This is a genomic window from Ramlibacter sp. (assembly GCF_035655895.1).
Classification (GTDB): domain Bacteria; phylum Pseudomonadota; class Gammaproteobacteria; order Burkholderiales; family Burkholderiaceae_C; genus Ramlibacter.
On record NZ_DASRTN010000007.1, the window covers coordinates 68,112 to 90,230 of the forward strand.

Annotated in this window: 23 protein-coding genes; 6 read left to right on the forward strand and 17 right to left on the reverse strand. The window is 68.8% G+C overall.

Annotated elements, in window-relative coordinates:
- The first annotated feature begins 89 nt into the window (after positions 1 to 89).
- The 3 genes from VFE82_RS09125 to VFE82_RS09135 all read left to right on the forward strand — a co-directional run bounded on the left by VFE82_RS09125 (position 90) and on the right by VFE82_RS09135 (position 2,336).
- The gene (locus VFE82_RS09125; protein WP_324999987.1) at positions 90 to 971 is read left to right on the forward strand and encodes a rolling circle replication-associated protein; all 882 of its coding nucleotides are present in this window, start codon (positions 90 to 92) and stop codon (positions 969 to 971) included.
- A complete protein-coding gene (locus VFE82_RS09130) occupies positions 968 to 1,687 on the forward strand; it encodes a hypothetical protein (protein ID WP_324999988.1) in 720 nt (239 codons plus the stop codon). The genes VFE82_RS09125 and VFE82_RS09130 overlap by 4 nt, the downstream gene beginning before the upstream one ends.
- 217 nt (positions 1,688 to 1,904) lie before the next feature.
- Positions 1,905 to 2,336, forward strand: a complete 432-nt coding sequence (locus tag VFE82_RS09135; RefSeq protein WP_324999989.1) for a hypothetical protein — start codon at positions 1,905 to 1,907, stop codon at positions 2,334 to 2,336.
- Positions 2,337 to 2,383: 47 nt separating this feature from the next.
- On the opposite strand, the gene VFE82_RS09140 is transcribed toward VFE82_RS09135, so the two are convergent.
- The 7 genes from VFE82_RS09140 to mltG form a co-directional block, all read right to left on the reverse strand.
- The gene (locus VFE82_RS09140) at positions 2,384 to 2,602 is read right to left on the reverse strand and encodes a hypothetical protein (protein ID WP_324999990.1); all 219 of its coding nucleotides are present in this window, start codon (positions 2,600 to 2,602) and stop codon (positions 2,384 to 2,386) included.
- 274 nt (positions 2,603 to 2,876) lie between these two features.
- Positions 2,877 to 3,536, reverse strand: coding sequence for an ankyrin repeat domain-containing protein (locus VFE82_RS09145; RefSeq protein WP_324999991.1), 660 nt, complete (start codon positions 3,534 to 3,536; stop codon positions 2,877 to 2,879).
- The gene (locus VFE82_RS09150) at positions 3,533 to 4,339 is read right to left on the reverse strand and encodes a TatD family hydrolase (protein WP_324999992.1); all 807 of its coding nucleotides are present in this window, start codon (positions 4,337 to 4,339) and stop codon (positions 3,533 to 3,535) included. The genes VFE82_RS09145 and VFE82_RS09150 overlap by 4 nt, the downstream gene beginning before the upstream one ends.
- A gap of 46 nt (positions 4,340 to 4,385) precedes the next feature.
- Positions 4,386 to 4,742 (reverse strand): PilZ domain-containing protein, encoded by a 357-nt coding sequence (locus tag VFE82_RS09155; protein ID WP_324999993.1) that lies wholly within the window; start codon positions 4,740 to 4,742, stop codon positions 4,386 to 4,388.
- Positions 4,739 to 5,746 carry a DNA polymerase III subunit delta' gene (locus VFE82_RS09160; protein WP_324999994.1) on the reverse strand — a complete coding sequence of 336 codons (1,008 nt, stop codon included), beginning with the start codon at positions 5,744 to 5,746 and terminating at the stop codon, positions 4,739 to 4,741. Before VFE82_RS09160 ends, VFE82_RS09155 begins: the two co-directional genes overlap by 4 nt.
- On the reverse strand, positions 5,743 to 6,387 hold the full coding sequence (tmk, locus tag VFE82_RS09165; protein ID WP_324999995.1) for a dTMP kinase: 645 nt from the start codon (positions 6,385 to 6,387) through the stop codon (positions 5,743 to 5,745). The genes VFE82_RS09160 and tmk overlap by 4 nt, the downstream gene beginning before the upstream one ends.
- Positions 6,384 to 7,379: an endolytic transglycosylase MltG gene (gene mltG, locus VFE82_RS09170; protein WP_324999996.1), complete on the reverse strand. Its 996-nt coding sequence runs from the start codon at positions 7,377 to 7,379 to the stop codon at positions 6,384 to 6,386. Before mltG ends, tmk begins: the two co-directional genes overlap by 4 nt.
- Positions 7,380 to 7,426: 47 nt before the next feature.
- Here mltG and VFE82_RS09175 point away from each other — a divergent pair, with 47 nt between their 5' ends.
- On the forward strand, positions 7,427 to 8,341 hold the full coding sequence (locus VFE82_RS09175) for a folate-binding protein (protein ID WP_324999997.1): 915 nt from the start codon (positions 7,427 to 7,429) through the stop codon (positions 8,339 to 8,341).
- On the opposite strand, the gene VFE82_RS09180 is transcribed toward VFE82_RS09175, so the two are convergent.
- The 3 genes from VFE82_RS09180 to VFE82_RS09190 form a co-directional block, all read right to left on the reverse strand.
- Positions 8,342 to 10,405 (reverse strand): O-antigen ligase family protein, encoded by a 2,064-nt coding sequence (locus VFE82_RS09180; protein ID WP_324999998.1) that lies wholly within the window; start codon positions 10,403 to 10,405, stop codon positions 8,342 to 8,344.
- 143 nt (positions 10,406 to 10,548) lie between these two features.
- Positions 10,549 to 11,421 carry a YbgC/FadM family acyl-CoA thioesterase gene (locus VFE82_RS09185; protein WP_324999999.1) on the reverse strand — a complete coding sequence of 291 codons (873 nt, stop codon included), beginning with the start codon at positions 11,419 to 11,421 and terminating at the stop codon, positions 10,549 to 10,551.
- On the reverse strand, positions 11,418 to 12,332 hold the full coding sequence (locus VFE82_RS09190; protein ID WP_325000079.1) for an alpha/beta hydrolase: 915 nt from the start codon (positions 12,330 to 12,332) through the stop codon (positions 11,418 to 11,420). The genes VFE82_RS09185 and VFE82_RS09190 overlap by 4 nt, the downstream gene beginning before the upstream one ends.
- A gap of 168 nt (positions 12,333 to 12,500) precedes the next feature.
- Between VFE82_RS09190 and VFE82_RS09195 the strand changes: the two genes are divergently transcribed.
- Positions 12,501 to 13,637, forward strand: a complete 1,137-nt coding sequence (locus tag VFE82_RS09195; protein ID WP_325000000.1) for an iron-containing alcohol dehydrogenase — start codon at positions 12,501 to 12,503, stop codon at positions 13,635 to 13,637.
- A 12-nt stretch (positions 13,638 to 13,649) separates the two neighbouring features.
- Here the strand turns inward: VFE82_RS09195 and VFE82_RS09200 are convergent, their stop codons facing one another.
- A complete protein-coding gene (locus VFE82_RS09200; protein ID WP_325000001.1) occupies positions 13,650 to 14,744 on the reverse strand; it encodes a phospholipase in 1,095 nt (364 codons plus the stop codon).
- A gap of 10 nt (positions 14,745 to 14,754) precedes the next feature.
- A complete protein-coding gene (locus VFE82_RS09205) occupies positions 14,755 to 17,076 on the reverse strand; it encodes a Tex family protein (protein WP_325000002.1) in 2,322 nt (773 codons plus the stop codon).
- A gap of 138 nt (positions 17,077 to 17,214) precedes the next feature.
- Between VFE82_RS09205 and VFE82_RS09210 the strand changes: the two genes are divergently transcribed.
- Positions 17,215 to 17,796, forward strand: coding sequence for a hypothetical protein (locus VFE82_RS09210; RefSeq protein ID WP_325000003.1), 582 nt, complete (start codon positions 17,215 to 17,217; stop codon positions 17,794 to 17,796).
- A 46-nt stretch (positions 17,797 to 17,842) separates the two neighbouring features.
- On the opposite strand, the gene VFE82_RS09215 is transcribed toward VFE82_RS09210, so the two are convergent.
- From VFE82_RS09215 to VFE82_RS09235, 5 genes are all read right to left on the reverse strand, one after another.
- Entirely contained in the window at positions 17,843 to 18,367 is a 525-nt protein-coding gene (locus VFE82_RS09215; protein WP_325000004.1) for a phosphoribosyltransferase, read from the reverse strand.
- Between the two features lie 19 nt (positions 18,368 to 18,386).
- Complete coding sequence (locus tag VFE82_RS09220) at positions 18,387 to 19,715, reverse strand: adenylosuccinate synthase (protein ID WP_325000005.1); 1,329 nt, start codon at positions 19,713 to 19,715, stop codon at positions 18,387 to 18,389.
- A gap of 25 nt (positions 19,716 to 19,740) precedes the next feature.
- Positions 19,741 to 20,889 (reverse strand): ATP phosphoribosyltransferase regulatory subunit, encoded by a 1,149-nt coding sequence (locus VFE82_RS09225; RefSeq protein ID WP_325000006.1) that lies wholly within the window; start codon positions 20,887 to 20,889, stop codon positions 19,741 to 19,743.
- Between the two features lie 111 nt (positions 20,890 to 21,000).
- Complete coding sequence (locus tag VFE82_RS09230) at positions 21,001 to 21,189, reverse strand: DUF2065 domain-containing protein (RefSeq protein ID WP_325000007.1); 189 nt, start codon at positions 21,187 to 21,189, stop codon at positions 21,001 to 21,003.
- A gap of 4 nt (positions 21,190 to 21,193) precedes the next feature.
- Positions 21,194 to 22,111 (reverse strand): protease modulator HflC, encoded by a 918-nt coding sequence (locus tag VFE82_RS09235; RefSeq protein ID WP_325000008.1) that lies wholly within the window; start codon positions 22,109 to 22,111, stop codon positions 21,194 to 21,196.
- Between the last annotated feature and the right edge of the window lie 8 nt (positions 22,112 to 22,119).

Here is a 22,119-nt window from a genome sequence, read left to right on the forward strand (position 1 = left end):
GAGCACAGGCGAGGCCTGAAAAAGTGAACCCGGCGACGGCTGCAACCGACCCGGGTTCGTGACTCACTAGCGAGAAGGGGTGCTAGCGAATGCATCGGATAGTAGACGGAATTCTGTTTGAAGGTAAGCGCCTTGAGGACGCCTGGGATGTCTCCGTGTGGGAGAGTAACGGCCATCGCGAGCTGTCCGCCCGTGCGGTGGTCGAGTGGCGCGAGTTGGGTCCCGTGCCGGTCCTCGATTGGAGTTCTAGGCCCCTGGGCGAGCTGGACCCGGTTGCCGACGCCGACCTGATCGAAGAGAAGCGTCAGCGAGCCCTCAAGAAAGCCGCACAACGCGCGCAAACGGCTTGCCGTAGGGTCATCAAGGCCGAGGGCTTTAACGAGCTTCTAACGATCACCTATCGCGAGAACCAGCAGGATCGCGAGCTGTGCAAACAGCATTTCAAGGAATGGGTGCGCCGGATGAAGGCTGCGCTAGGTGGCACCTTCCGCTACTGCGCCAGCTTTGAGAAACAGGCTCGCGGTGCCATGCACGTCCACGTGGCCTGCCACAAGCTGCCGAAGCACGCGCGCCGCAATGGCATGAAGGTCCACGGCTGGCGGCTCGGCACCGAGATTTGGCGGTCTATCGTGGGCAAAGACAACGGCCTGGTGTTCGTGGGCGGCAAGCCTAAGCAAAAAGGCGGTAAGCGCCTCACCCGCAGCCCGGCCAAGATGGCGCAGTACGTGTCGAAGTACATCATGAAGGACTTCGCAGACGCTCCCGAGGAAAGCAACCGCTACAGCCGCTCCAACGGCGTCGATCTGGGCACGGTCCAACGCATGCGGCTGTGTGGTGTCTCGATGGCCGATCTGATTTCGGTTGCCTTCGAATGCAAGGATGGCGACGTCATCGTGTCGCACCGCCTGGGCGACTTCAAAGACACCTACTGGCTGTGCACGGAGCCGGAGACAGTACAAAATAGCTCATGAACTACTGGTTGTCGCGGGAAGTGCTCGCTTGGACGCCGGATGTCGCGAGTTGGACCAGCACGGATCCTGTCAGAGCTAAGCGGCCATACGAGATACTGGCGCATGCTGAAAGCGTCCTTGCGAACGCTCAGACTGCCCTCGCCCTCTCAGACGCCATCCTTGCACTCAAGCGCGTCATCGATAGCAGGCTTAGGCACCTTGATGAGCTGTACCGATTCTCCGCCCGCTTTCCAGGAAACAAGGTTGGGGCGCTAGAGCGGTTAGAACAGGTAGGGCTCGCCAAGCCGTTCGTGGTCAAGCAGTTATTCGAAATCAGAAACGACATCGAGCATCGTGATCTACCGCCGCCGAGCTTGAACAGGGCCAAAGAACTGGTGGACGTGGCTTGGTACTTCCTTCGTGCAACAGACCAGCCTTGTAGGTGTTGGCCCCGAGAGCTAACGCTTCGTTCGGACGCACTTGACGGCAACGGGGATAAGCCGTGGATCATCATGTGTCCGCCGTCCTCACCTTCCGGCATGTTCCGGGTTTCTGGGTGGGTGCCGCCGCAATTGATCGGCCGAGAAGACGCCGGTGGCTCAGTCGAAGTGCGGCCGCTGCCTGAGACGCAGTTAAATCCTCTCCGTGATGGGCAAACCCATGTTTTTGGGGATGCGTTCATGTCCCCAGATACGCAGAGGGAAGTGTGGCGGTTGGCTTTTGCCGGTTTGGACTAGCTGCGTGATCCAAGGTAGTCTGATTGACGGATTCACATTTGTGGGCAGTGGGCGACAGTCCTGCAGCGGTGTCTCAACCCTTCCTCCCTGCTCACCGCTCTTCGCCCCCAGCTTTGCCGCCGGGGGTTTTTTCTTGATGGACTCGGGCGTTCGCAGTCGAACGGATGTGGATGTCTCGTCGACGCGGGCGACATCCCAAGGTCTTTGAGGAGCTTTTATGTTGCTGTTGAATGAAGGCAGGCGGCCGCTACTTGATTTCCTGCGCAACCTCACTCCTCAGGCCCTGCTTGTGTCCACAGCGATCGTCCTGGCTGACGATCTTGACTTCCGTAGAGTCGATTTCGGCAACTGGTTCCAGACTGGAGCCGTCTTCCTATGTGCTGCCTTCGCCCTGTTGGCTTTCTTCGCCAACATGGACCTATTCATCGATGGTCTTCTCGACGGGCTTGCGAGTTATTCACGTGTCGCACGCCGACTACGGCGACGCGGAGTCGCGCCCAGGGCCGCTACTCTGGCCACGTTGAGGATGATTTTCCGACAGCGTCCAACTCTCTTCTTGGACTATGTGGCCACGGTTACTTTGCTCAATGTCGCGTGGGTCGCTATCGCACTCGCTGCGATCTCTGCTTCCAGAGCTGCCCTTCGGTGATCGAGTCACTCGTGCGCGATTGTGGCCCCGGTACTCGGAAGCGCCCGCTAGGGACGTGACGGCCGGCTGCGGCTTGCTTGTTGCCTAAGCTTCGCCAGCAGCCGGTCTGCGCGTTCCCTCTTCTCGTTCGCTGCCTTCGCAAGTTCTGCGACTCGCGGATCGGAAGCGAGTTGTCCGATCCGCGCGAGTTGCATTTCGGCTTCTGTTGCGTCGTTCTCGGCCTTGTGCCATTCATGCAAGAGTTCGGTGAAGTCAGACTGTTGCATGAACTGGATTGTGCGCCAAATGACTGAGGCGTTGTCGCTTAGAGCCCATCAAATGGAAACGGCCCCGAAGGGCCGTTCGTGATAGTCTTTAGCTGTCAGCGTGCCGGTGCGATTCGACAATATCAATCATCGTATCGAGTTAATCCGACGATCAACCTGGCTCAGCGGGACGGTTCAGCGCAAGCCTCGCGCGTCCATTCCTGCCGCACGCACGTGTTTTGAACGGCTGTGGCTGGCTCCACACCACGTCGCGAGCCACGATCGAAGCCCAACGTCACCATCGCCCTGCCGGCCGCTGGGACCGGATGTGGCTCGCAATCAGCTCCGCAGAATCCGGACGGTTGCCCAGCCGCGCGAAGTCTGTGGCTGTCAGCCCCAGCTGGTTCTTCATGGCGGTGTCCGCACCGGCGTCCAGCAGCAACTTCACGGCGGCGGGTGTGCCGTACTGCGCCGCCATCATCAGCGGCGTCGTCCCGTTCGGCGATTCGGCATCGATGAACGCGTGGTGCTCCAGCAGCAGCGCCATGACTTCCAGATGTCCACCTGTCGCGGCGTAGTGCAGCGGCGCCCAGCCGGGCTTGTTCACGTCGGCACCGCGCTCGATCAGCCGCCGCACGAGCGCCGTGTGGCCGTTGAGCGCGGCCATCATCAGCGGGCTCTCGTCCAGGGACGTCCGGGTCTCGACCTTCGTCTGCGGCCAGTCGATCAGCGCCTGGGCGGCCTTCGGCGACGGCTCGCGGATCGCCAGGTACAGCCCGTCGAACCCCTTCGGATCCGGCGTGTTCGGGTCGAAACCGCGGCGCAGCAGCTGGGTGATGGTGGCGGCATCGTCCTGCTTGATGGCCACGAAGAAGTCGTCGTACGAACCAGCTCGAACGGGTGAAAAGCAAGCCGCAGCAAGAAGATACACCGCGATCTTGATGTGAATTCTCATGTCAGGACGCCTGCAAAGAGCCGCTCGAAGTTGCGGCTGGTCTGCTCGCCGATCGCTTCCACCGAAACCCCGCGGAGGTCCGCCAGCTGACGCGCCACGTGGGGCACGTACGAGGGATTGTTGACCTTTCCACGGAAGGGAACCGGCGCGAGGTAGGGGCTGTCGGTTTCGATCAGCAGGCGATCGGCGGGAATGAAGGCCGCCACCTCGCGCAAGTCCGCGGCGCTTTTGAACGTGACGATGCCGGAAAACGAGATGTAGAAGCCCAGGTCCAGTGCCGCCCGGGCGACTTGCGCAGTTTCGGTGAAGCAGTGGAACACGCCACCCGCGCCGCCGTCGGACCCGTCTTCGCCCTCCTCCTTGAGGATCGCCAGGGTGTCGGCCGACGCTGCCCGGGTGTGGATCACCAGTGGCTTGCGGCACTCGCGCGCCGCCCGGATGTGGGTGCGGAAGCGATCACGTTGCCATTCGAGTTCGGCGACGCCGCGCCCGCCCTTGCGCTCCTCCATCTGGTAGTAGTCCAGCCCGGTCTCGCCGATGGCCACAACCCGGGGCCGGGCCGCCCGATCGAGAAGGTCGCGGACCGAGGGTTCCGTCACACCTTCGTTGTCCGGATGCACGCCGACGCTGGCCCAGAAGTTGTCGTACTGGGCGGCGAGCGCGTGGACGGACTCGAATTCCTCGAGCGTGGTGCAGATGCAGAGGGCGCGATCGACCTGTGCCTGGGCCATGGCCGAGCGGATGTCGGCGAGCTGGCTGGACAGTTCGGGGAAGCTGAGATGGCAATGCGAATCGACGAACATGCGTCGATGATGCCAGCGCTCGAAACCTGCCGCCGGCGGCAGGAGGTCAGATGGTCTGGGTCGGCCGCTCGGAGGCCAGGTGGCCCCCGAGAATTTCCTCGATCTTGATCTTGAGGAGCTTGGACTTCTCGTCGGCCGGGAAGCGCACACCGACACCCTGGGTGCGGTTGGCCGCGGCCCGCGGCGGGGTCACCCAGGCCACCTTGCCGGCGACCGGGTAGCGCTGCGGGTCCTCTGGCAATGTGAGCAGGACGTACACGTCGTCGCCCAGCTTGTAGTCCCGCGAGGTGGGAATGAAGACGCCGCCATCGGCAAACAGCGGGATGTAGGCCGCGTACAGCGCCGCCTTTTCCTTGATGGCGAGCTGGATGACGCTGGGGCGGGGGGTGGAAGGTGTGCTCATGACGGGCTCGGGCCTGTCGAGTGTAGGGCCGAGCGGGCCCGGCTTACAAGCGCTTCCAGCATCAGTCCTGCATTGAAGGGGTGCTCCGCCGTCCGCTGTTCCTGCGCCAGCTCGCGCCACCAGGCGCTCAGGGCAGCCACCGAGCCGGCACGGGGCAGGTCGGCGGCGTCGAAGAATCGCGGCGCCGCCCCGACATTGGTGGCCAGCAGGTCATGGCAGATCTTCTGCAGCGCATCCACGGCCTGCGCCGGGGAGCAATCGGCCAGCACGGAGGCGTCGCCCCGAGCCACCGCCTTGGGCAGTTGCGACCATTGCCGGGCGTTGCGCCCGGCCCGCGAGATCGAGAGCGCCTCCTCCGGGCGGCCTCCGGCGGCACGCAGCAGGACCTCGGCGTCGGACGCGGCCAATCCTTCGCCGGTCAGCCAGGCCAGGGCGTCGACGTGCGCCGGCCAGCGCATCGTGTGGCCGATGCAACGGCTGCGAATGGTCGGCAGCAGCTGGTGCGCGGCCTCGCTGGCGAGCACGAAGCGCACGTCGCCGGGAGGTTCCTCCAGCGTCTTGAGCAGTGCGTTGGCCGTGACGCTGTTCATCCGCTCGGCCGGGTAGACCAGCACCACCTTGCCGCGACCGCGTGCGCTGGTGCGCTGCGCGAATTCGACCGCGTCGCGCATGGCCTCGACACGGATCTCGCGGCTCGGCTTGCGCTTCTTCTCGTCGATGTCCTGCTGGGCCTTTTCCGACAGCGGCCAGCCGAGCGCCAACATGGCCGTCTCGGGCATGAGGACCGCCAGGTCGGCATGGGTGCGCACCTCGATGGCGTGGCAGCTGCCACACACGCCGCAGGCGCCCTGCTCCCTCGGCTCGTCGCACAGCCAGGCCCGCGTCAGGTCGAGCGCGAGCGGATACTGGCCCAGACCGGAGGGGCCCTGCAGCAGCCAGGCATGGCCGCGCTGGGCCAGCAGATGGCTGGCCTGGTCGGCGATCCAGGGTGCCCGGGCGGTCATGCCAGCCAGCCCCGGGCCCGCACCGCGCCGAGCGCCTGCAGCCGGACCTCCTCGCGCGGCCGGTCGGCATCGATGCGGGCGAAACGCCCCGGGTCCGCCTTGGCGCGCTGTGCGTAGCCGCCGGCGACCCGCTCGAAGAAGGCCAGGGGCTGCGCCTCGAACCGGTCCGGCGCGCGGGCCCCGGCCAGCCGAGCGGCCGCCACCGCGGGCGGGACATCGAACCACAGCGTGAGCTGGGGTTGGCGCAGCTCGCCCGGTGGCACCGCGTCGACCGACTGCACCCAGCGCTCCAGCTGGCCGAGGACCCCCGCGTCGAAGCCGCGCCCGGCGCCCTGGTAGGCGAATGTCGCGTCAGTGAAGCGGTCGCACAGCACCACCTCGCCGCGTGCCAGCGCAGGTTCGATGACCTGGGCCAGGTGGTCGCGGCGCGCAGCGAACATCAGCAGCGCCTCAGTCAGCGGATCCATCGGCGCATTCAGGGCCAGGGCGCGCAACTGCTCGGCCAGCGGGGTGCCGCCGGGTTCCCGTGTCAGGACGACTGCCCGGCCGGCGTCACGGAACGCTTGCGCCAGGGCGTCGACATGGCTGGACTTCCCTGCCCCGTCGATGCCTTCGAACGTGATGAACAGGCCGGGGGTCACTGGCCCCTCTGGTACTTGTTGACGGCCCGGTTGTGCTCGTCCAGCGTTTCGCTGAAATGGCTGCTGCCATCCCCGCGCGCCACGAAGTAGAGCGCCTTGCTCGCGGCCGGCTGGACGGCGGCCAGCAAGGCCGCCCGGCCGGGCATGGCGATCGGCGTGGGCGGCAGACCCGGCCGCGTGTAGGTGTTCCAGGGCGTGTCGGTCTGCAGGTCGACCTTGCGCAGGTTGCCGTTGAAGCTCGCGCCCATGCCGTAGATCACGGTCGGGTCGGTCTGCAGCGGCATGCCCACCCGCAGCCGGTTGTTGAAGACGGCGGAGACGAGCGGGCGGTCGGCACCGCGTCCGGTTTCCTTCTCGACGATGCTGGCCAGGATCAAGGCCTGCTCGGGCGTCTTCGCGGCGGCGGTCGGCGCGCGCTGCGCCCACGCCGCCTCCAGCCGCTTGTCCATGGCCCGCATCGCGCGCCGCAGCACGGCGGCTTCGCTGCTGCCCTTGGCGAAGGTGTAGGTGTCGGGGAAGAAGCGGCCCTCGGGATGCTGGCCGGGACGCCCGAGCACGGCCATCAGCGCGGCGTCGTCCAGGCCCGCCGTGTCGTGGCGCAGGCTGTCCTCCTTGGACAGCGCCGCGCGGACCTGCCGGATGTTCCAGCCTTCGACCAGGGTCACGGCCCGCAGGCTTTCCTCCCCGCGGGCGAGCTTGGACAGGAGTCGCTGCGGCGTGATGCCGGTCTCGAGTTCGTAGCTGCCGGCCTTGATCTGGCGGGCCTGGCCGGACAGCCGGAACCACCAGTACAGCAGGTCGGGATTCGCGGCCACGCCGGCGTCGACCACGGTCTGCGCTACCCCGCGCGGCAGGGTGCCCGGCTCGATGGAGACGTCCACCGTCGGCGCCGCCAGCCGCAGCGGCTGGCCGACCCACCACACCGCCCAGCCGCCGGCGCCGAGGACGCCCAGTGCACCGAGAAGGAAAACCGTCAGGAGGAAGCGTCGCACCGACCCTGGACCACAAGCAGCTAAGGAACGGCCATGATAATGGAGCGATGTCGAACTCCCTCGAAGGCGTGGGCGCCCTGCCCCACCTCGGCGTCATCCGCGCGCAGGGCGAGGAAGCGGCCCGCTTCCTGCACAACCAGCTCACCCAGGACTTCGCGCTGCTGCGCCCCGACGAGGCACGGCTGGCGGCTTTCTGCAACGCGAAGGGACGGATGCTGGCCAGCTTCGTCGGATTCCAGCACGCGCCGCAGGACATTCTCCTGGTCACCTCACAGGACCTGCTCGCACCGACCCTCAAGCGCCTGTCCATGTTCGTGCTGCGGGCCAAGGTGAAGCTGTCCGACGCGAGCGCCGCGTTCACCGTCCATGGCCTGGCAGGCGCCGCGGCAGAAGCTGCTGCCGGGGGTCTGGCCGTCTGGGGCAAGCAGGACCAGGGCGAGGCGCACGCGGTCCGGCTCCATCCGGCGGACGGCCAGCCGAGAGCGCTGTGGGTCGCGCCTGCGGGGCAAGTGGCGCCTGCGGGCCCCGAGCTGCCGGCCGAGCACTGGCAATGGGGAGAGGTGCGCAGCGGCATCGCCATGCTCACCGCGCCCGTCGTCGAAGCATTCGTGCCGCAGATGCTCAATTACGAGTCCGTGGGCGGCGTGAACTTCAAGAAGGGCTGCTATCCCGGGCAGGAGGTGGTCGCACGCAGCCAGTTCCGCGGGACGCTGAAGCGCCGGGCCTTCCTGGTGCACGCCGAAGGCTCGCTGCGGGCCGGCCAGGACGTCTTCCACGACTCGGATGCCAGCCAGCCCTGTGGCCTGGTGGCCCAGGCGGCTCCCGCGCCGGATGGCGGTTGGGATGCCATCGTGTCCATGCAGACCAGCGCCGCGGACGCCGGGCGCCTGTCCGCCGGGTCGCCGGACGGCCCCGTGTTGGCCCTCCAGCCGCTGCCCTACCCGCTGCTCGCGGACATCTGATCAGCGCGTCAGGCGAGGCCGGGCTTCGGGCGGCAGCCGGTCCAGCAGGTCGGTCCGGCGTTCCGGGGCGACCTGCGCGACGGCCTGCGCCCACGCGTCGCCGGCGCCAACCCGGTCACCTCGCTCCCATCGGAAGCGGCCGAGCTGGACGAGCTGTTCACCTCGGCTCGCCGGAAACGCACGCACGCGCAAGGCCGCGGCCCGTTCCACCAGGTCGGCGTCGTCCAGCCGCCATCCGCTGGTGAAGGCGATGTCGAGCAGCAGTTCGTCGTAGCGGCCCTGGGCCAGCGCCCGCCGGGCCAGCCGCGCGGCCGCCTCGTGCTGGTCTGCGCGGGACAGCAGCAACGCTTCGAGCGACAGCACGGAGGGCGCCTCCGGGGCGACCGCTCTCGCCCGCTCCAGCAGTCGACGTGCGCCCTCGGTGTCCCCCAGGACGACGTGCCCGCGTCCCGCGTTCGTGAGGATCGCGACGACGAAGGGGCGCGACCGCAGCACGGACTCCCAGACCCAGGTGGCGTTGCGCCAGTCGCCCCATCGGGCGAGTTCGTCCGCGACCGCGGGCGCGATCCTGCGGTCATCGGGGTGGATGGCGATCGCCTCGCGGGTGAGTCGCACGACCTCGTCCCTGGCCGGCCGCCAGCGGGGGGCATTCCAGTCGCCGGCGGCGCTGATGGCCAGGGCGAGCTGGGTGGCCCGCACGATCTTGCGCTCGCCCTGGGTGGCCTGCAGGCTGATGAAGCCCGCCAGTGCCGCCCACCCCGCGATGAGCGCCAGCGCAGGAGCGCGCCATGCCGGATGCCATGGGAAGGTTCCCGCACCTGCGACAGCGCCCCGCCCCAGCCGCGCGTCCGACGCCGCGAGCACCGCCAGGCCGACCGCGAACAGCGCGCCGGTACCCGCCAGATGCCAGGGGAATCCGGCGTTGCTCACCACGAGCAAGGCGAGCAGGCTGGACAGCGCCGCCACGCGCCAGGGCCCTTCGTCCGAGGCGCTGGCTGGAAGCCTCCAGGTCGTCCACGCCGCCCGCAGCAGGTAGGCGAGCAGGCCCAGCAGGAACGCAGCGCCCACCAGCCCGTTCTCGGCGAGAAGCTGCAGCGGCTCGTTGTGCGCGAACTGGTCGAGCTCCAGCTGGACGTCGTCGGCGTGGTAGTTCGGCACCTGCACTTCCCAGGCGCCGGCGCCGACGCCGGCCAGCGGGTGGTCGGCGATCATCCGCAGCGTCGCCTGCCAGAGCTGCAAGCGCAGGCCGATCGACGGGTCCGACACGCCGATCGAGGAGCCGCGCCGCATGGCCCGCTCGAGGGCCGTCACTCCGTTGTTCTCCGCCAGGATCCGCGGGTTGCCACTGGGAATGGAGCCAAGGCCGAGCGCGCCAACGACCAGCACTGCAGCGGCCAGGGCCGCCGCAGGCCGGGTCCAGTGAACCATCGCGGGCGCTGTCCGCAGCCGCCACGCCGCCAGCGGCAGCACCAGCAGCAGCTGCAGCGAGAGTGCGGCCAAGGCGGCGCGGGTCCCCGTCATGAAGATCGCCACCACCACCAGCACCACGCCCAGCGACTGGGCCACGACGGCCGCCGGGCGGCGCGCGTACGCGAGCAGCAGGACCTGGAACGGCAGCGCGGTGACGGCGTATTCGGCGAAGAAGTTGCGGTTGGCGAAGGTCGAGGCCGGGTTCGGGCCCTGGGGGAACAGCCGCAGGTCCGCCCAGAACTGCAATGCCGCCCACAGCGCCGCGAGGACCACGCCGCCCTGGATGCCCAACGCCAGCCCGGGCAGGCGCTCCCGGCGCAGCACCTGCAGCCCGGTCCAGAGCAGCAGCGCGAAGAGGAACCAACGCACCGCCTCCACGCCGCCGAGGTAGGCATGCGACCAGACCATGCTGCCCAGGGCCCACACCGTGAGCAGCAGCGGCAGCCACAGCACGTCGTGCCAGAGCAGGCGCCGCACGGCACCCGCCTCGCGCCAGAAGAACCACGCGGCCGCACCGAGCACCGCGAAGGCCACCAGCATCGACTTGAGCGTGTCCTGCAGCAGGAGCTCGTGCGGCACGCCGACCGCGGGCACGAGAAGCAGCGCAAGGCCCAGGGCCGCCGCCGCGCCGGGGGCGCTGCCCGTCGCGGCCGATGGCGTCGAAGCAGGGGCGCTGGTCGGCGCGGCCGCGGCGGCTGGCGGAACTGCCCTGCTGCGCCGACCGCCGGTCATGGCGCTCAGCCGCGGGGCAGCGGCAGCGGCGCGGCCATGGCGATGTGCGGGATGCCGGCCTCCTCGAACGGCTGGCCTTCCGGCTGGAAGCCGAGCCGGCGGTAGAACCCTTCGGCGCTGCGCTGCGCATGCAGGACCACGCGCCGGTCACCACGCGCCGCGGCGTGCTGCGCCAGTGCCCGCAACACCTGCTGCCCCAGCCCGCCGCCGCGCAGGTTGCGGTGGACCGCCATGCGGCCGATCTTGGCAACGCCGGGCCCGTCCTGCAGCAGCCGCGCGGTGGCCACCGGCTGCCCCAGCCGGTTGGTGGCCACCGCATGGACGGCGGTGGCATCCGCCTCGTCCCACTCGAGGTCCGCGGGAATGCCCTGCTCTTCGACGAACACGCGGGTGCGAAGCGCCGAGGCGTCGGCGCCGAGCTCGGTCCATGGCCCCGTGCGCACACCCACCACCTCCTCGCCGGCCTCGTAGCCGGTGAGCACGCGGCGCAAGTCGTCGGGCACCGGGCGCGACGTCTGGGTGGCCGGATCGGCGAACACATAGACCAGCTCGCCCGTGATGAGCAGCTGGTCGCCGCGGAAGATCGCGCCCAGGAACTGCATGGAGGAGTTGCCGATGCGGGCGCACCGCATGCCGATGTCGAGCTGGTCGTCCATGCGGGCGGAGGCATGGAACTCGACCGTTGCCTTCTTCACGTACAGGTCGCCTTCCAGCCGGTGCATCGCCTCCTCGTAGGGCAGCGCCAGCGCCCGCCAGTAGTCCGCCACCGCCGTGTCGAAATACATCAGGTAATGGGCGTTGAAGACGATCTTTTGCATGTCGACCTCGGCCCAGCGGACGCGCAGGCGGTGGAAGAAGCGGAAGTCGGTGCGAGTCATGGTGCAAGGAAAGCGTTGGCAAGGGCCTGTCCGGCGGCCACGTGGGCCTGGCGGGCCTCGGGGAGGATGCGCCCCATCTTGATGAACTCGTGCGTGACGCCGCGCCAGACCTCGAGCTCGACCGGCACGCCGGCTGTGCGCAGGCGATCCGCCCAGGCGATGCCATCGTCGAACACGGGATCGCATTCGGCCAGGCCGATCCAGGCCGGCGCGACGCCGTCGACGTCGCCCGCCTCCAGCGGTGCGAACCGCCAATCCTCGCGCTGGTCGACGTCGATGTAGTGTCCGAAGAAGTATTCGATGTGGGCCTGCTCCAGCACCAGGCCCTGCCGGTAGCGCCGGTGCGACGCGCTGACCTGCCGCGCCGCCATGCCCGGGTAGAAGAGCAGCTGCAGCGCGAGCGGCAGGCCCGCGTCGCGCGCCAGCAAGGCGCAGACGGCCGCCAACGTGCCGCCGGCGCTGTCGCCCGCCACCGCCAGTGGTGCGTCCGCCCAGCCGAGCGCGGTGCGGCGGCCGGCCAGCCAGACCAGCGCGTCCCAGGCGTCGTCGACCGCCGTCGGGAAACGGTGCTCGGGCGCGAGACGGTAGCCGAGCGACAGCACGGCGCATCTGCCCAGGGCGGCCAGCTCACGGCAGAGCACGTCGTGCGTCGCGATGCTGCCCACGGCAAAGCCGCCGCCATGGAAGTAGAGGAGCACGCCGCGGCTGTGCCCGTCGGCCTGGTACACCCGCGCAGGCAACCGCGTGCCGTCGCGTGCCGGCACTTCCACGTCCTCGACACGCGCCAGCGCCCGCCGGGGCACCTCCAGGACGTCGGCCGACGCCTCGTACGCCGCCCGCGCCTCCTGCGGCGACTGCAGGTGCAGCGGCTGGCGACGCACACGCGCCATGCGCTCGAGCACGGAGCGCATCCTGGGGGTCAGCTCCGGATACTCGGCCAGGATGCTCACGCCTTGCACCCATCCGTCCGGCTGTGCGGGCCCGCGTTCGCGAAGGCGACAGCGGAACGGTGGAAACACGGTGTCATGGGCGCGGTCCTCGGGCTACAGTCCTGCGAATCTTAGCGAGCGCGCCCAGCCATGAGCCTCATCTACTACGTCACCCAGATCCAGTTTGAGTACGGCGCGGTCCGCCTGCTGCGTTCGGAGTGCGACCGCGTGGGCATCACGCGGCCATTGATCGTCACCGACGCCGGCGTCAAGGCCGCGGGCGTGCTGCAGAAGGCGCTGGACGCACTGGGAGACCTGCCCCACGCGGTGTTCGACCAGACGCCCTCGAACCCGACCGAAGCGGCTGTCCGCGCCGCGGTGAAGACCTATCAGGACCAGCGGTGCGACGGCCTGATCGCCGTGGGCGGCGGCTCGGCGATCGACTGCGCGAAGGGCGTGGCCATCGCGGCCACCCACGAAGGACCGCTCACGCGTTACGCGACCATCGAAGGCGGATCCCCGCGGATCTCCGAACGGGCCGCGCCGCTGATCGCGGTGCCCACCACGAGCGGCACCGGCAGCGAGGTGGCGCGCGGCGCGATCATCATCGTGGACGACGGACGCAAGCTCGGCTTCCATTCCTGGCACCTGGTGCCCAAGACGGCGGTCTGCGACCCGGAACTGACGCTCGGACTGCCCCCTCGGCTCACGGCGGCCACCGGCATGGACGCCATCGCCCACTGCATGGAAACCTTCATGGCGGCCGCGTTCAACCCGCCTGCGGACGGCATTGCGCTCGACGGTCTGGAGCGCGGCTGGTCCCACATCGAGCGTGCCACGCGCGACGGCAGCGACCGCGAGGCGCGTTCCAACCTCATGAGCGCGTCGATGCAGGGCGCGATGGCCTTCCAGAAGGGACTGGGTTGCGTGCATTCGCTCAGCCACAGCCTGGGCGGCGTGAATCCGCGGCTCCACCACGGCACGCTCAATGCGATGTTCCTGCCGGCGGTCGTGCAGTTCAACGCCGAGGCGGAGTCGGTACGCAAGGAGCAACGGCTGCAGCGCATGGCGCATGCGATGGGCCTGCAGTCGGCCGACGACATCCCGGCGGCAATCCGTGACATGAACGCGCGCCTGGGCCTGCCCACCGGCCTGGCCGAACTGGGCGTGGAACGCGACTGGTTCGGCCGGATCATCCAGGGTGCCCTGGCCGACCACTGCCACAAGACCAATCCCCGGCTCGCCACCGCCGAGGACTACGAAGGAATGCTGGTCGCGTCGCTCTGAGGCCTGCGCTGGCTACAGCGCCTCGACCCGGTGCGGGTCGCAGCGCTCCAGCCACCGCGCGAATTCCTCGGCGAGCTGCGCGCTCGCGGCCGTGGCCGCGTGCCAGGCCTTCATGCGGGCGGCCAGGTCGGTGCCGTAGCGGGCGAAGTCGGTGCGGTCCGGCAACTTGCCGTTGGGAAGCCGCTCGATCCACTGCGGATCGGGCGCAAGCACGATGGTGTTGTCCAGGAAAGCGGTCGCACCATGGCGCCAGCGCCAGGCCTTGTCCAGCCAACCCGGCACCACGGCCTTCTGGAAGTGCGGGTAGAGCACCAGCCCCTGCGGGTGTGACGCCGCGTAGTTCAGGTGCAGGTGGTAGTCCGTGATGCCGCCGTCCCAATAGGCGCCCCGTGGCGCCCCGGGGATGTCGTGGATCGCCTGGAGCACGAACGGGATGGCGCAGCTGGCCTGCAGTGCCGGCTGAAAGTTGGCCTCGGTCAGTCGGACCTGCCGCGTGCGGTAGTCGCGGTCGTCGAACGGCAGGCTCAGGGCCTCGGCGGGCGGCCCCGACGAGAACACCACCCGTTCCAGCCAGGCGCCCAGGGCGCGCCGATGCACGCCATTGCACAAGTACGCGCCGAGGTAGCCGAGCGGCGTGGCCACCCGATGCTCCCGTCCCAGGAGGTGCCGCCCGCGCGAGGTGATGATGTGGAGCCGGTAGCGCGGGTGCGCGAGCACCTCGGCCAGCCGGCCGCCGTAGAACGACTGGAGGTTCTGCGCGAACCGCTCGCTGACGTGCCGGGCGGTCGGCGTCCTGCGGCCCGGCTCCAGTTCGTAATCCTGCGCGATGTAGTCGCGCTCGAGACGCTGGAAGGCCGCGACCGCGTCATCGAGGCAGGCCGTGGCCATGCGCCAGGCTCCGATGGAGGCGCCCACCAGGTGCACGGGTTGCGCTGACCGCGACAGCCACTGGCCGAAGACGAACCGGTCCAGCGGCCCGAGGACCAGGCCCTTCGGCCCGCCCGCCGCGCCCGGCACCACGCTGATGTCCTGCGGACGCAGGCCGTGCTGGTCGATGTGCCGCCGGGCCCGGGGGCCGGCGTAGATCCGCAGCGCGTGTCCGGTCATTCGGGCGGACCTACTTGCGAAGCTGGCTGAGCTTCGCGAAGGCGCCCGCCATCGCGGTGTTCAACTGCGGATTGCCCGCCGGACGCTGGCCACGGCCCGCGCCCTCGAACCGGTTGTCGCGCGGGCCGTCGCGGCGGGGCGCACCTTTGGCGTCGAGCTTCATCGTCAGGCTGATGCGCTTGCGCGCGGCGTCGACCTCGAGCACCTTCACCTTGACGATGTCGCCAGTCTTGACGACCTCGCGGGCATCGTTGACGAAGCGGTTGGACAGCTGGCTCACGTGCACCAGCCCGTCCTGGTGCACGCCCAGGTCGACGAAGGCGCCGAACTGCGCCACGTTGCTCACCGTGCCCTCCAGGACCATCCCTTCCTTCAGGTCGGCGATGTCCTCGACGCCGTCGTTGAAGCGCGCAACCTTGAAGTCCGGGCGGGGGTCGCGGCCGGGCTTCTCAAGCTCGCCCAGGATGTCCCTGACCGTGATCACGCCGAACTGCTCGTTGGCGAACAGCTCGGGCTTGAGCGTCTTGAGCATTTCGGCGCGGCCCATCAGCTCGCCGACGGGCTTGCCCGTGGCGGCCATCATCTTCTCCACCACGGGATAGGTTTCCGGGTGCACGCCGGTCATGTCCAGCGGGTTCTCGCCACCGCGGATGCGCAGGAAGCCGGCGCTCTGCTCGAAGGTCTTGGCACCCAGGCCGCTGACCTCCAGCAACTGGCGGCGCGAGCGGAACGCGCCGTTCGACTCGCGCCAGCGCACCACCGACTTGGCCACTGCCGCCGACAGGCCCGAGACCCGCGTGAGCAGCGGAACGCTGGCGGTGTTGAGGTCCACGCCCACCGAGTTCACGCAGTCTTCGACCACGGCGTCCAGGGTGCGGGCGAGTTCGGTCTGGTTGACGTCATGCTGGTACTGGCCGACGCCGATCGACTTCGGATCGATCTTCACCAGCTCGGCCAGGGGGTCCTGCAGCCGGCGCGCGATGCTCGCCGCACCGCGCAGGCTCACGTCCACGTCCGGCATCTCCTGCGAGGCGAACTCGCTGGCGGAGTACACCGAGGCGCCCGCCTCGCTGACCACCACGCGCTGCAAGCCCTCGATGCGCTTGCCGAGGTCGGCCGCCAGCTTGTCGGTTTCGCGGCTCGCGGTGCCGTTGCCGATCGCCACCAGGTTGACGCCGTGCTTCTTGCACAGGCGCTCCAGCGCGTGCAGCGAGCCATCCCAGTCCCGCCGCGGCTCGTGCGGAAAGACGGTCGCGGTGTCGACCAGCTTGCCGGTGGCATCGACGACCGCCACCTTGACGCCGGTGCGGATGCCGGGATCGAGACCCATCACGACACGCGGACCGGCCGGTGCCGCCAGCAGGAGGTCACGCAGGTTGTCCGCGAACACCTTGATCGCAACCTTCTCGGCCTCTTCGCGAAGGCGGGCGAAGAGGTCGCGCTCGAGCGAGAGCGACAGCTTCACCCGCCAGGTCCAGGCCACGCACTTGCGCAGCAGGTCGTCGGCCGGGCGGCCCTGGTGGCTCCAGCCCAGCTGCAGCGCGATCCGGCCTTCGGCGATGGAGGGCTTGCCGGGTTCCGGCTCGACCGGAAGCGCGAGCTTGGCGTCCAGGATCTCGAGCTGGCGGCCGCGGAACACCGCCAACGCACGGTGCGAGGGCACCCGGCCGATCGGCTCGTCGTAGTCGAAGTAGTCGCGGAACTTCGCGACGTCGGGATTGTTCTCGTCCTTGCCGGTGGCCAGCTTGCTGCGGAACAGTCCCTCGGTCCAGAGCCACTCGCGCAGCGCCTGCACGAGGGCCGGCTCCTCCGCCCAGCGTTCGGACAGGATGTCGCGCACGCCGTCCAGGACCGCGGGCACTGACGTGAAGTCCTCGCCGCCTTCGCCCTTCCCCGTCTTCACGAATGCCTGCGCCTGCGCGGCCGGGTCGAGGCCAGGGTCGGCGAACAGGCGGTCGGCCAGCGGCTCCAGGCCGGCTTCGCGCGCGATCTGGCCCTTGGTGCGTCGCTTGGGCTTGTAGGGCAGGTACAGGTCTTCGAGTTCCTGCTTGGTCGGCGCGGCTTCGAACGCCGCGCGCAGCTGCGGCGTCAGCTTGCCCTGCTCTTCCACGCTGCGGATGACCGCCGTGCGCCGCTCCTCGAGCTCCCGCAAATAGCCCAGCCGCTCCTGCAGTTCGCGCAGCTGGATGTCGTCGAGGCCGCCGGTGGCCTCCTTGCGGTAGCGGGCGATGAAGGGAACGGTGGCGCCGCCGTCGAGCAGGTCGACCGCGGTCTGCACCTGCGTGTCGGCCACCCGGAGTTCGGCGGCGATCTGCCTCGTGATCTTGTTCATTCGGTACTGCTGGGCTCCCAGGGAAGCGCGCGAGTTTGCCACACGGTCCGCACAGCGATTCGGGACGGCGGCTGACACCAGGGCCGGCCGGGCGGTTCCAAGAATCCTTGCCTTCCCTGTCGTCTGGAGAACACACACATGCGCGCCCGCTTCATCCTCCTGGTGCTCGCCATCCTGCTCGTGGCCGGCTTCGCCGCCCAGAACTGGGGCGAGATCACGCGCTCCTCGCTGCTGAACTTCGGCATCGTGCAGCAGGAGGCGCCGCTCGGCCTGATCCTGCTGAGCCTGCTCGGCCTTGCATTGCTCGTGTTTGCGCTGAGCGCCGCATCGCTGCGCACCCAGAGCCTGGTGGAATCGCGGCAGAACGCGCGCGCACTGCAGGCGCAGCGCGACCTGGCCGACAAGGCGGAGGCCTCCCGCTTCACCGACCTGCGCCAGGTACTGGACAGCCACCTGCGCGAGAGCCGGCAACGCGAGTCGGTGGTCAACACCGAGCTGGAACGCACGATGGCCCAGCACCAGCGCGAGCTGCGCAACCAGCTCGAGCAGATGTACCACCTGCTGACGTCGCGCCTGTCGGAGCTGGAGCGCCGCCTGGACAGCCGCGGCACCCGGGTGAGCGATCCGGTGATCGCCCAGCGGGTCGACCCGGTGGCGTCGCCTGCTCGCGGGGCCGAACCGGGGCCGGCCAACGTGCCCCCCGGACGCGCCCGGGTCTGACCCGGCGCTTGCGGCGATCAGCCGGCCACCACGCGCCGGCCGGGCCTCAGATCTTCCACTTCTCCAGCAGCTTCTGCGGGCCCATGCTGTCGTAGCCCTCGAATGGCTGGTGGATCCAGGGGTTCGTCGACAGGAACTCCACCGAATAGTCGGGCGTGAAGGTCGACAGGCCCTTGGTCCAAATCACCGCGCTGCGCAGTTCGGTGATGGGGGGATAGTTGTTCTTCAGCAGGTCCACCACCTTGTGCAGCGTGTGGCCGGAGTCCGCCAGGTCGTCGACCAGGAGCACCTTGCCCGCGATCTCGCCCTTGGGGGTGGTGATGTAGCGCGCGATGTCCAGGTGGCCCTGCACCGTGCCCGCCTCGGCCCGATACGAGCTGGTGGACATGATCGCCAGCGGCTTGTCGAAGATGCGCGAGAGGATGTCCCCCGGCCGCATGCCGCCCCGGGCCAGGCACAGGATGGTGTCGAAGGTCCATCCCGACTGGTGCACCTTGATCGCGAGCTTCTCGATCAGGTTGTGGTACTCGTCGTAGCTCACGTACAGATGCTTGCCGTCTTCCGTCAACATGTCGTGTTCCTCTGTGCCCTCAAGCGAGATAGGGGTGCCGCATCATGATCGTGTGGTCGCGGTCCGGGCTGGTCGAGATGATATCGATGGGCACGCCGGTGACATGCTCGATGCGCTGCAGGTACAGACGCGCGTTCACCGGAAGCCGGTCGTAGTCGGTCACGCCCACCGTGCTCTCGGTCCAGCCTTCCAGCGTCTCGTAGATCGGCTTGCAGCGGGCAATCTCGTCCGCCCCGAGCGGCAGGATGTCGATGGTTTCGCCATCGAGCTCGTAGCCGGTGCACAGCTGCAGCTGCTCGATGCCGTCCAGCACGTCCAGCTTGGTGATGCACAGGCCCGTCAGGCCGTTCACCTGGGCACTGCGCTTGAGCAGCGCGGCGTCGAACCAGCCGCAGCGACGCGACCGGCCGGTGGTGACACCCTTCTCGGCGCCGACGGTCGACAGGTGGTAGCCCACGGTGCCGGGGGTCGCCCAATCGAGCTCGGTGGGGAACGGGCCGCCGCCCACGCGGGTGCAATAGGCCTTCGTGATGCCCAGGATGTAGTGCAGCATGCCCGGCCCCACGCCCGCGCCTGCGGCGGCATTGCCGGCGACGCAGTTGCTCGAGGTGACGTACGGGTACGTGCCGTGGTCGACGTCCAGCAGCGTGCCTTGCGCGCCCTCGAACAGCAGGTTGTCGCCGCGCCGATGCGCCTCGTTCAGCTCGCGCGAGACGTCGGCCATCATCGGGCGCAGCTGCTCGCCCAGCTTCAGGGCCTCGTCCAGCGTCTGCTGGTAGTCGACCGCCGGTGCGTGCAAGAAGGTGGTGAGCACGTGGTTGTGCAGTTCGAGCACGACCTTGAGCTTCTCGGCGAAGCGCTCGGGGTGCTTGAGGTCCTGCACGCGCAACGCGCGGCGTGCGATCTTGTCCTCGTAGGCGGGGCCGATGCCACGGCCGGTGGTGCCGATCTTCTCGGTGCCGCCCTTCTCGCGCAGCGCCTCGCGCGCGATGTCCAGCGCAGCATGGAACGGCAGGATCAGGGGACAGGCTTCGCTGATGCGAAGGCGCGACCGCACCTCGACGCCGGCTTTCTCCAGGCCTTCGATCTCCTCGAACAGCTTGGCCGCCGAGAGCACGACGCCGTTGCCGATGTAGCACCTGACCCCCGGCCGCATGATGCCGCTGGGAATGAGGTGGAGCGCCGTCTTGACGCCGTTGATCACCAGCGTGTGGCCGGCGTTGTGGCCGCCCTGGAAGCGGACCACGCCTTGTGCCATCTCGGTCAGCCAGTCGACCAGCTTGCCCTTGCCTTCGTCGCCCCACTGGGTGCCGACCACGACCACGTTGCGGCCCGATGTCTTGTTCATGGAAAGAAGAACTGAAAAAGGAAGATCAGAGGGGACGCACGACCCATTGGCCGTGCTCGGCGACCAGTTGCCGGTCGCAGTGGAATTCGTCCACTTCGTTGCCATGGCCGGGAAGCGTGCACACGACGGTTTCGCCATCTGCGCGCAGGCGGGCGATGGCGGCGCGAAGCTGCTCCTGCTCGCCCCATGGCGCGCGGACCGCCGCCTTGAGCGGCCGCCTGGGCACCACGCCGACCAGCTCCTTCACGTCGAGCGAGAAGCCGACGGCCGGACGGTTGCGGCCGAACACCGCCCCGACCTCGTCGTACCGGCCACCGCGCACGAGCGCGTCGCTGGCGCCGGGCGTGTAGATGCCGAAACGCATGCCGCTGTAATAGGCATAGCCACGCAGATCGGCCAGGTCATAGCTGATGCTGGCGCCCTGCAGCGCGCCGCCCAGCCATTCCAGCTGGTCGAGTGCCTGCGAGATCGCGGGAAGCGCCGGCAAGGCGCGCCGCGCCTGCGTCAGCACCGTCACGTCGCCGTAGAGGGACACGAGTGCCGCCAGGCCCTCGCGCGAAGGGGCCGGGAACGCGCGCGTCAGCCGCGCCAGCCAGGAGGCATCCTTGGATGCCAGCGCCGCATGCACGTCGGCCAGCGAAGACGCCTCCAGCGCCACGTCCGCCAGCAGCGCCCGCACGATGCGTGCGTCGGCGAGGTCCACGGTGAGCGGGGCGACCTGCGTCGCCTTGAGGCAGTCGAGCGCTAGCAGCAGGACTTCCAGGTCGGCCTCGAGGCCGGCGTGGCCGTAGATCTCGGCGCCGAACTGCAGCGGCTCGCGCGTGGCATGCGGGCGGTCCGGGCGGGTGTGCAGGACCGGGCCGCAGTAGCAAAGGCGGGCGACCCCGGCACGATTGAGCAGGTGGGCGTCGATGCGGGCCACCTGGGGCGTGGTGTCGGCGCGCAGGCCCAGGGTGCGGCCCGACAGCTGGTCGACCAGCTTGAACGTCTGCAGACCCAGTGCTTCACCCGTCCCGGTGAGCAGCGACTCGAGGTGCTCCAGCAGCGGGGGCATCACGAGCTCGCAGCCGTAGCTCCTGGCGGTGTCGAGCAGCTGGCGTCGCAGCTCTTCGATGCGCCGCGCCTCGGAAGGCAGGACATCGGCGATGTGATCCGGCAGGACCCAGGCGGACATGGAACGGGGGGGCTGTTAAAAACGGAATTCTACCGGCCCGAACTCGACCGCTCGTCGAATGCGGCGAGCGGCAGCAGGCAGCAGGCAGCAGGCAGCGCGGCGGCCGCGGGCTCAGGTCACGAACCAGAGCATCGCCAGGCCCAGCAGCACGCTGCAGAGCCCGAAGAACCGCAGCTGCCCGTCGCGCAGCTGCAGCAGGCGCTGGAAGGTGCTGCGCCAGCCACCGGGTGCCAGCAACGGGAGCAGCCCCTCGAACACCAGCACCAGGGCCAGCGCGGCCCAGAAGGTGTCTCCGCTCAAGACGTCACCGGCGGCCCGCAGGCGCGGCGGCCGGCGGGGCGGCGTTCACGTTCCCGCGAAAGGCGCGGAAGAACTCCGAGCCGGCGGGATCGACCACGACCACGTCGCCGCGTTTGTTCAGGGTCGCACGGTACGCCTCGAGGCTGCGGTAGAACTGGGCGAACTGCGGATCGCGCCCGAAGGCCTCGCCATAGAAGGCAGCGGCCTGCGCATCGCCCTCGCCCTTGATCTTCTGCGCGTCGCGGTAGGCGTTGGCAATGATCACCTCGCGCTGCCGGTCGGCGTCGGCACGGATCTTCTCGCTCTCGGCCGCGCCGGTGGAGCGCAGCTCGTTGGCGACGCGCTTGCGCTCGGCTTCCATGCGACGGTAGACCGATTCGGTGATGGCCTCGCTGTAGTCGACCCGGGTGACACGCACGTCGATCACGTCGATGCCCCAGGGCTGCGAGCCGCGGACCTGCTCGAGCACTTCGGTCCGCACGTCCGTCATCAGCCGCTCGCGCTGCGTCGACAGCAGTTCGCGGACGGTGCGCTTGTTGACCTCCTGGTTGAAGGCGTTGCGCACCACGTTGCTCAGGCGGTTGGCGCCGGTGGCTTCGTCCAGGCCGACGCTGCGGATGTACTGGGTCGGGTCGGTGATGCGCCAGCGCACATACCAGTCGATCACGACCGGCTGCCGCTCGGAGGTGAGCACCGGGGTGGTGTCGTTGCTGTCCAGCGTGAGCAGACGCTTGTCGATGTAGCTGACGTTCTGGAACGGCGGCGGCAGCTTGAAGTTCAGTCCAGGCTCGGTGATCACTTCCTTGATCTGGCCAAGCGCATAGACCACGCCGAACTGACGCTGGTCGACGACGAAGAGCATGGAGCTCAGGAGAGCCAGCAGCACCAGGGCGCCGGCGGCGAGGAATCCGATACGGTTCATGGTTGTCG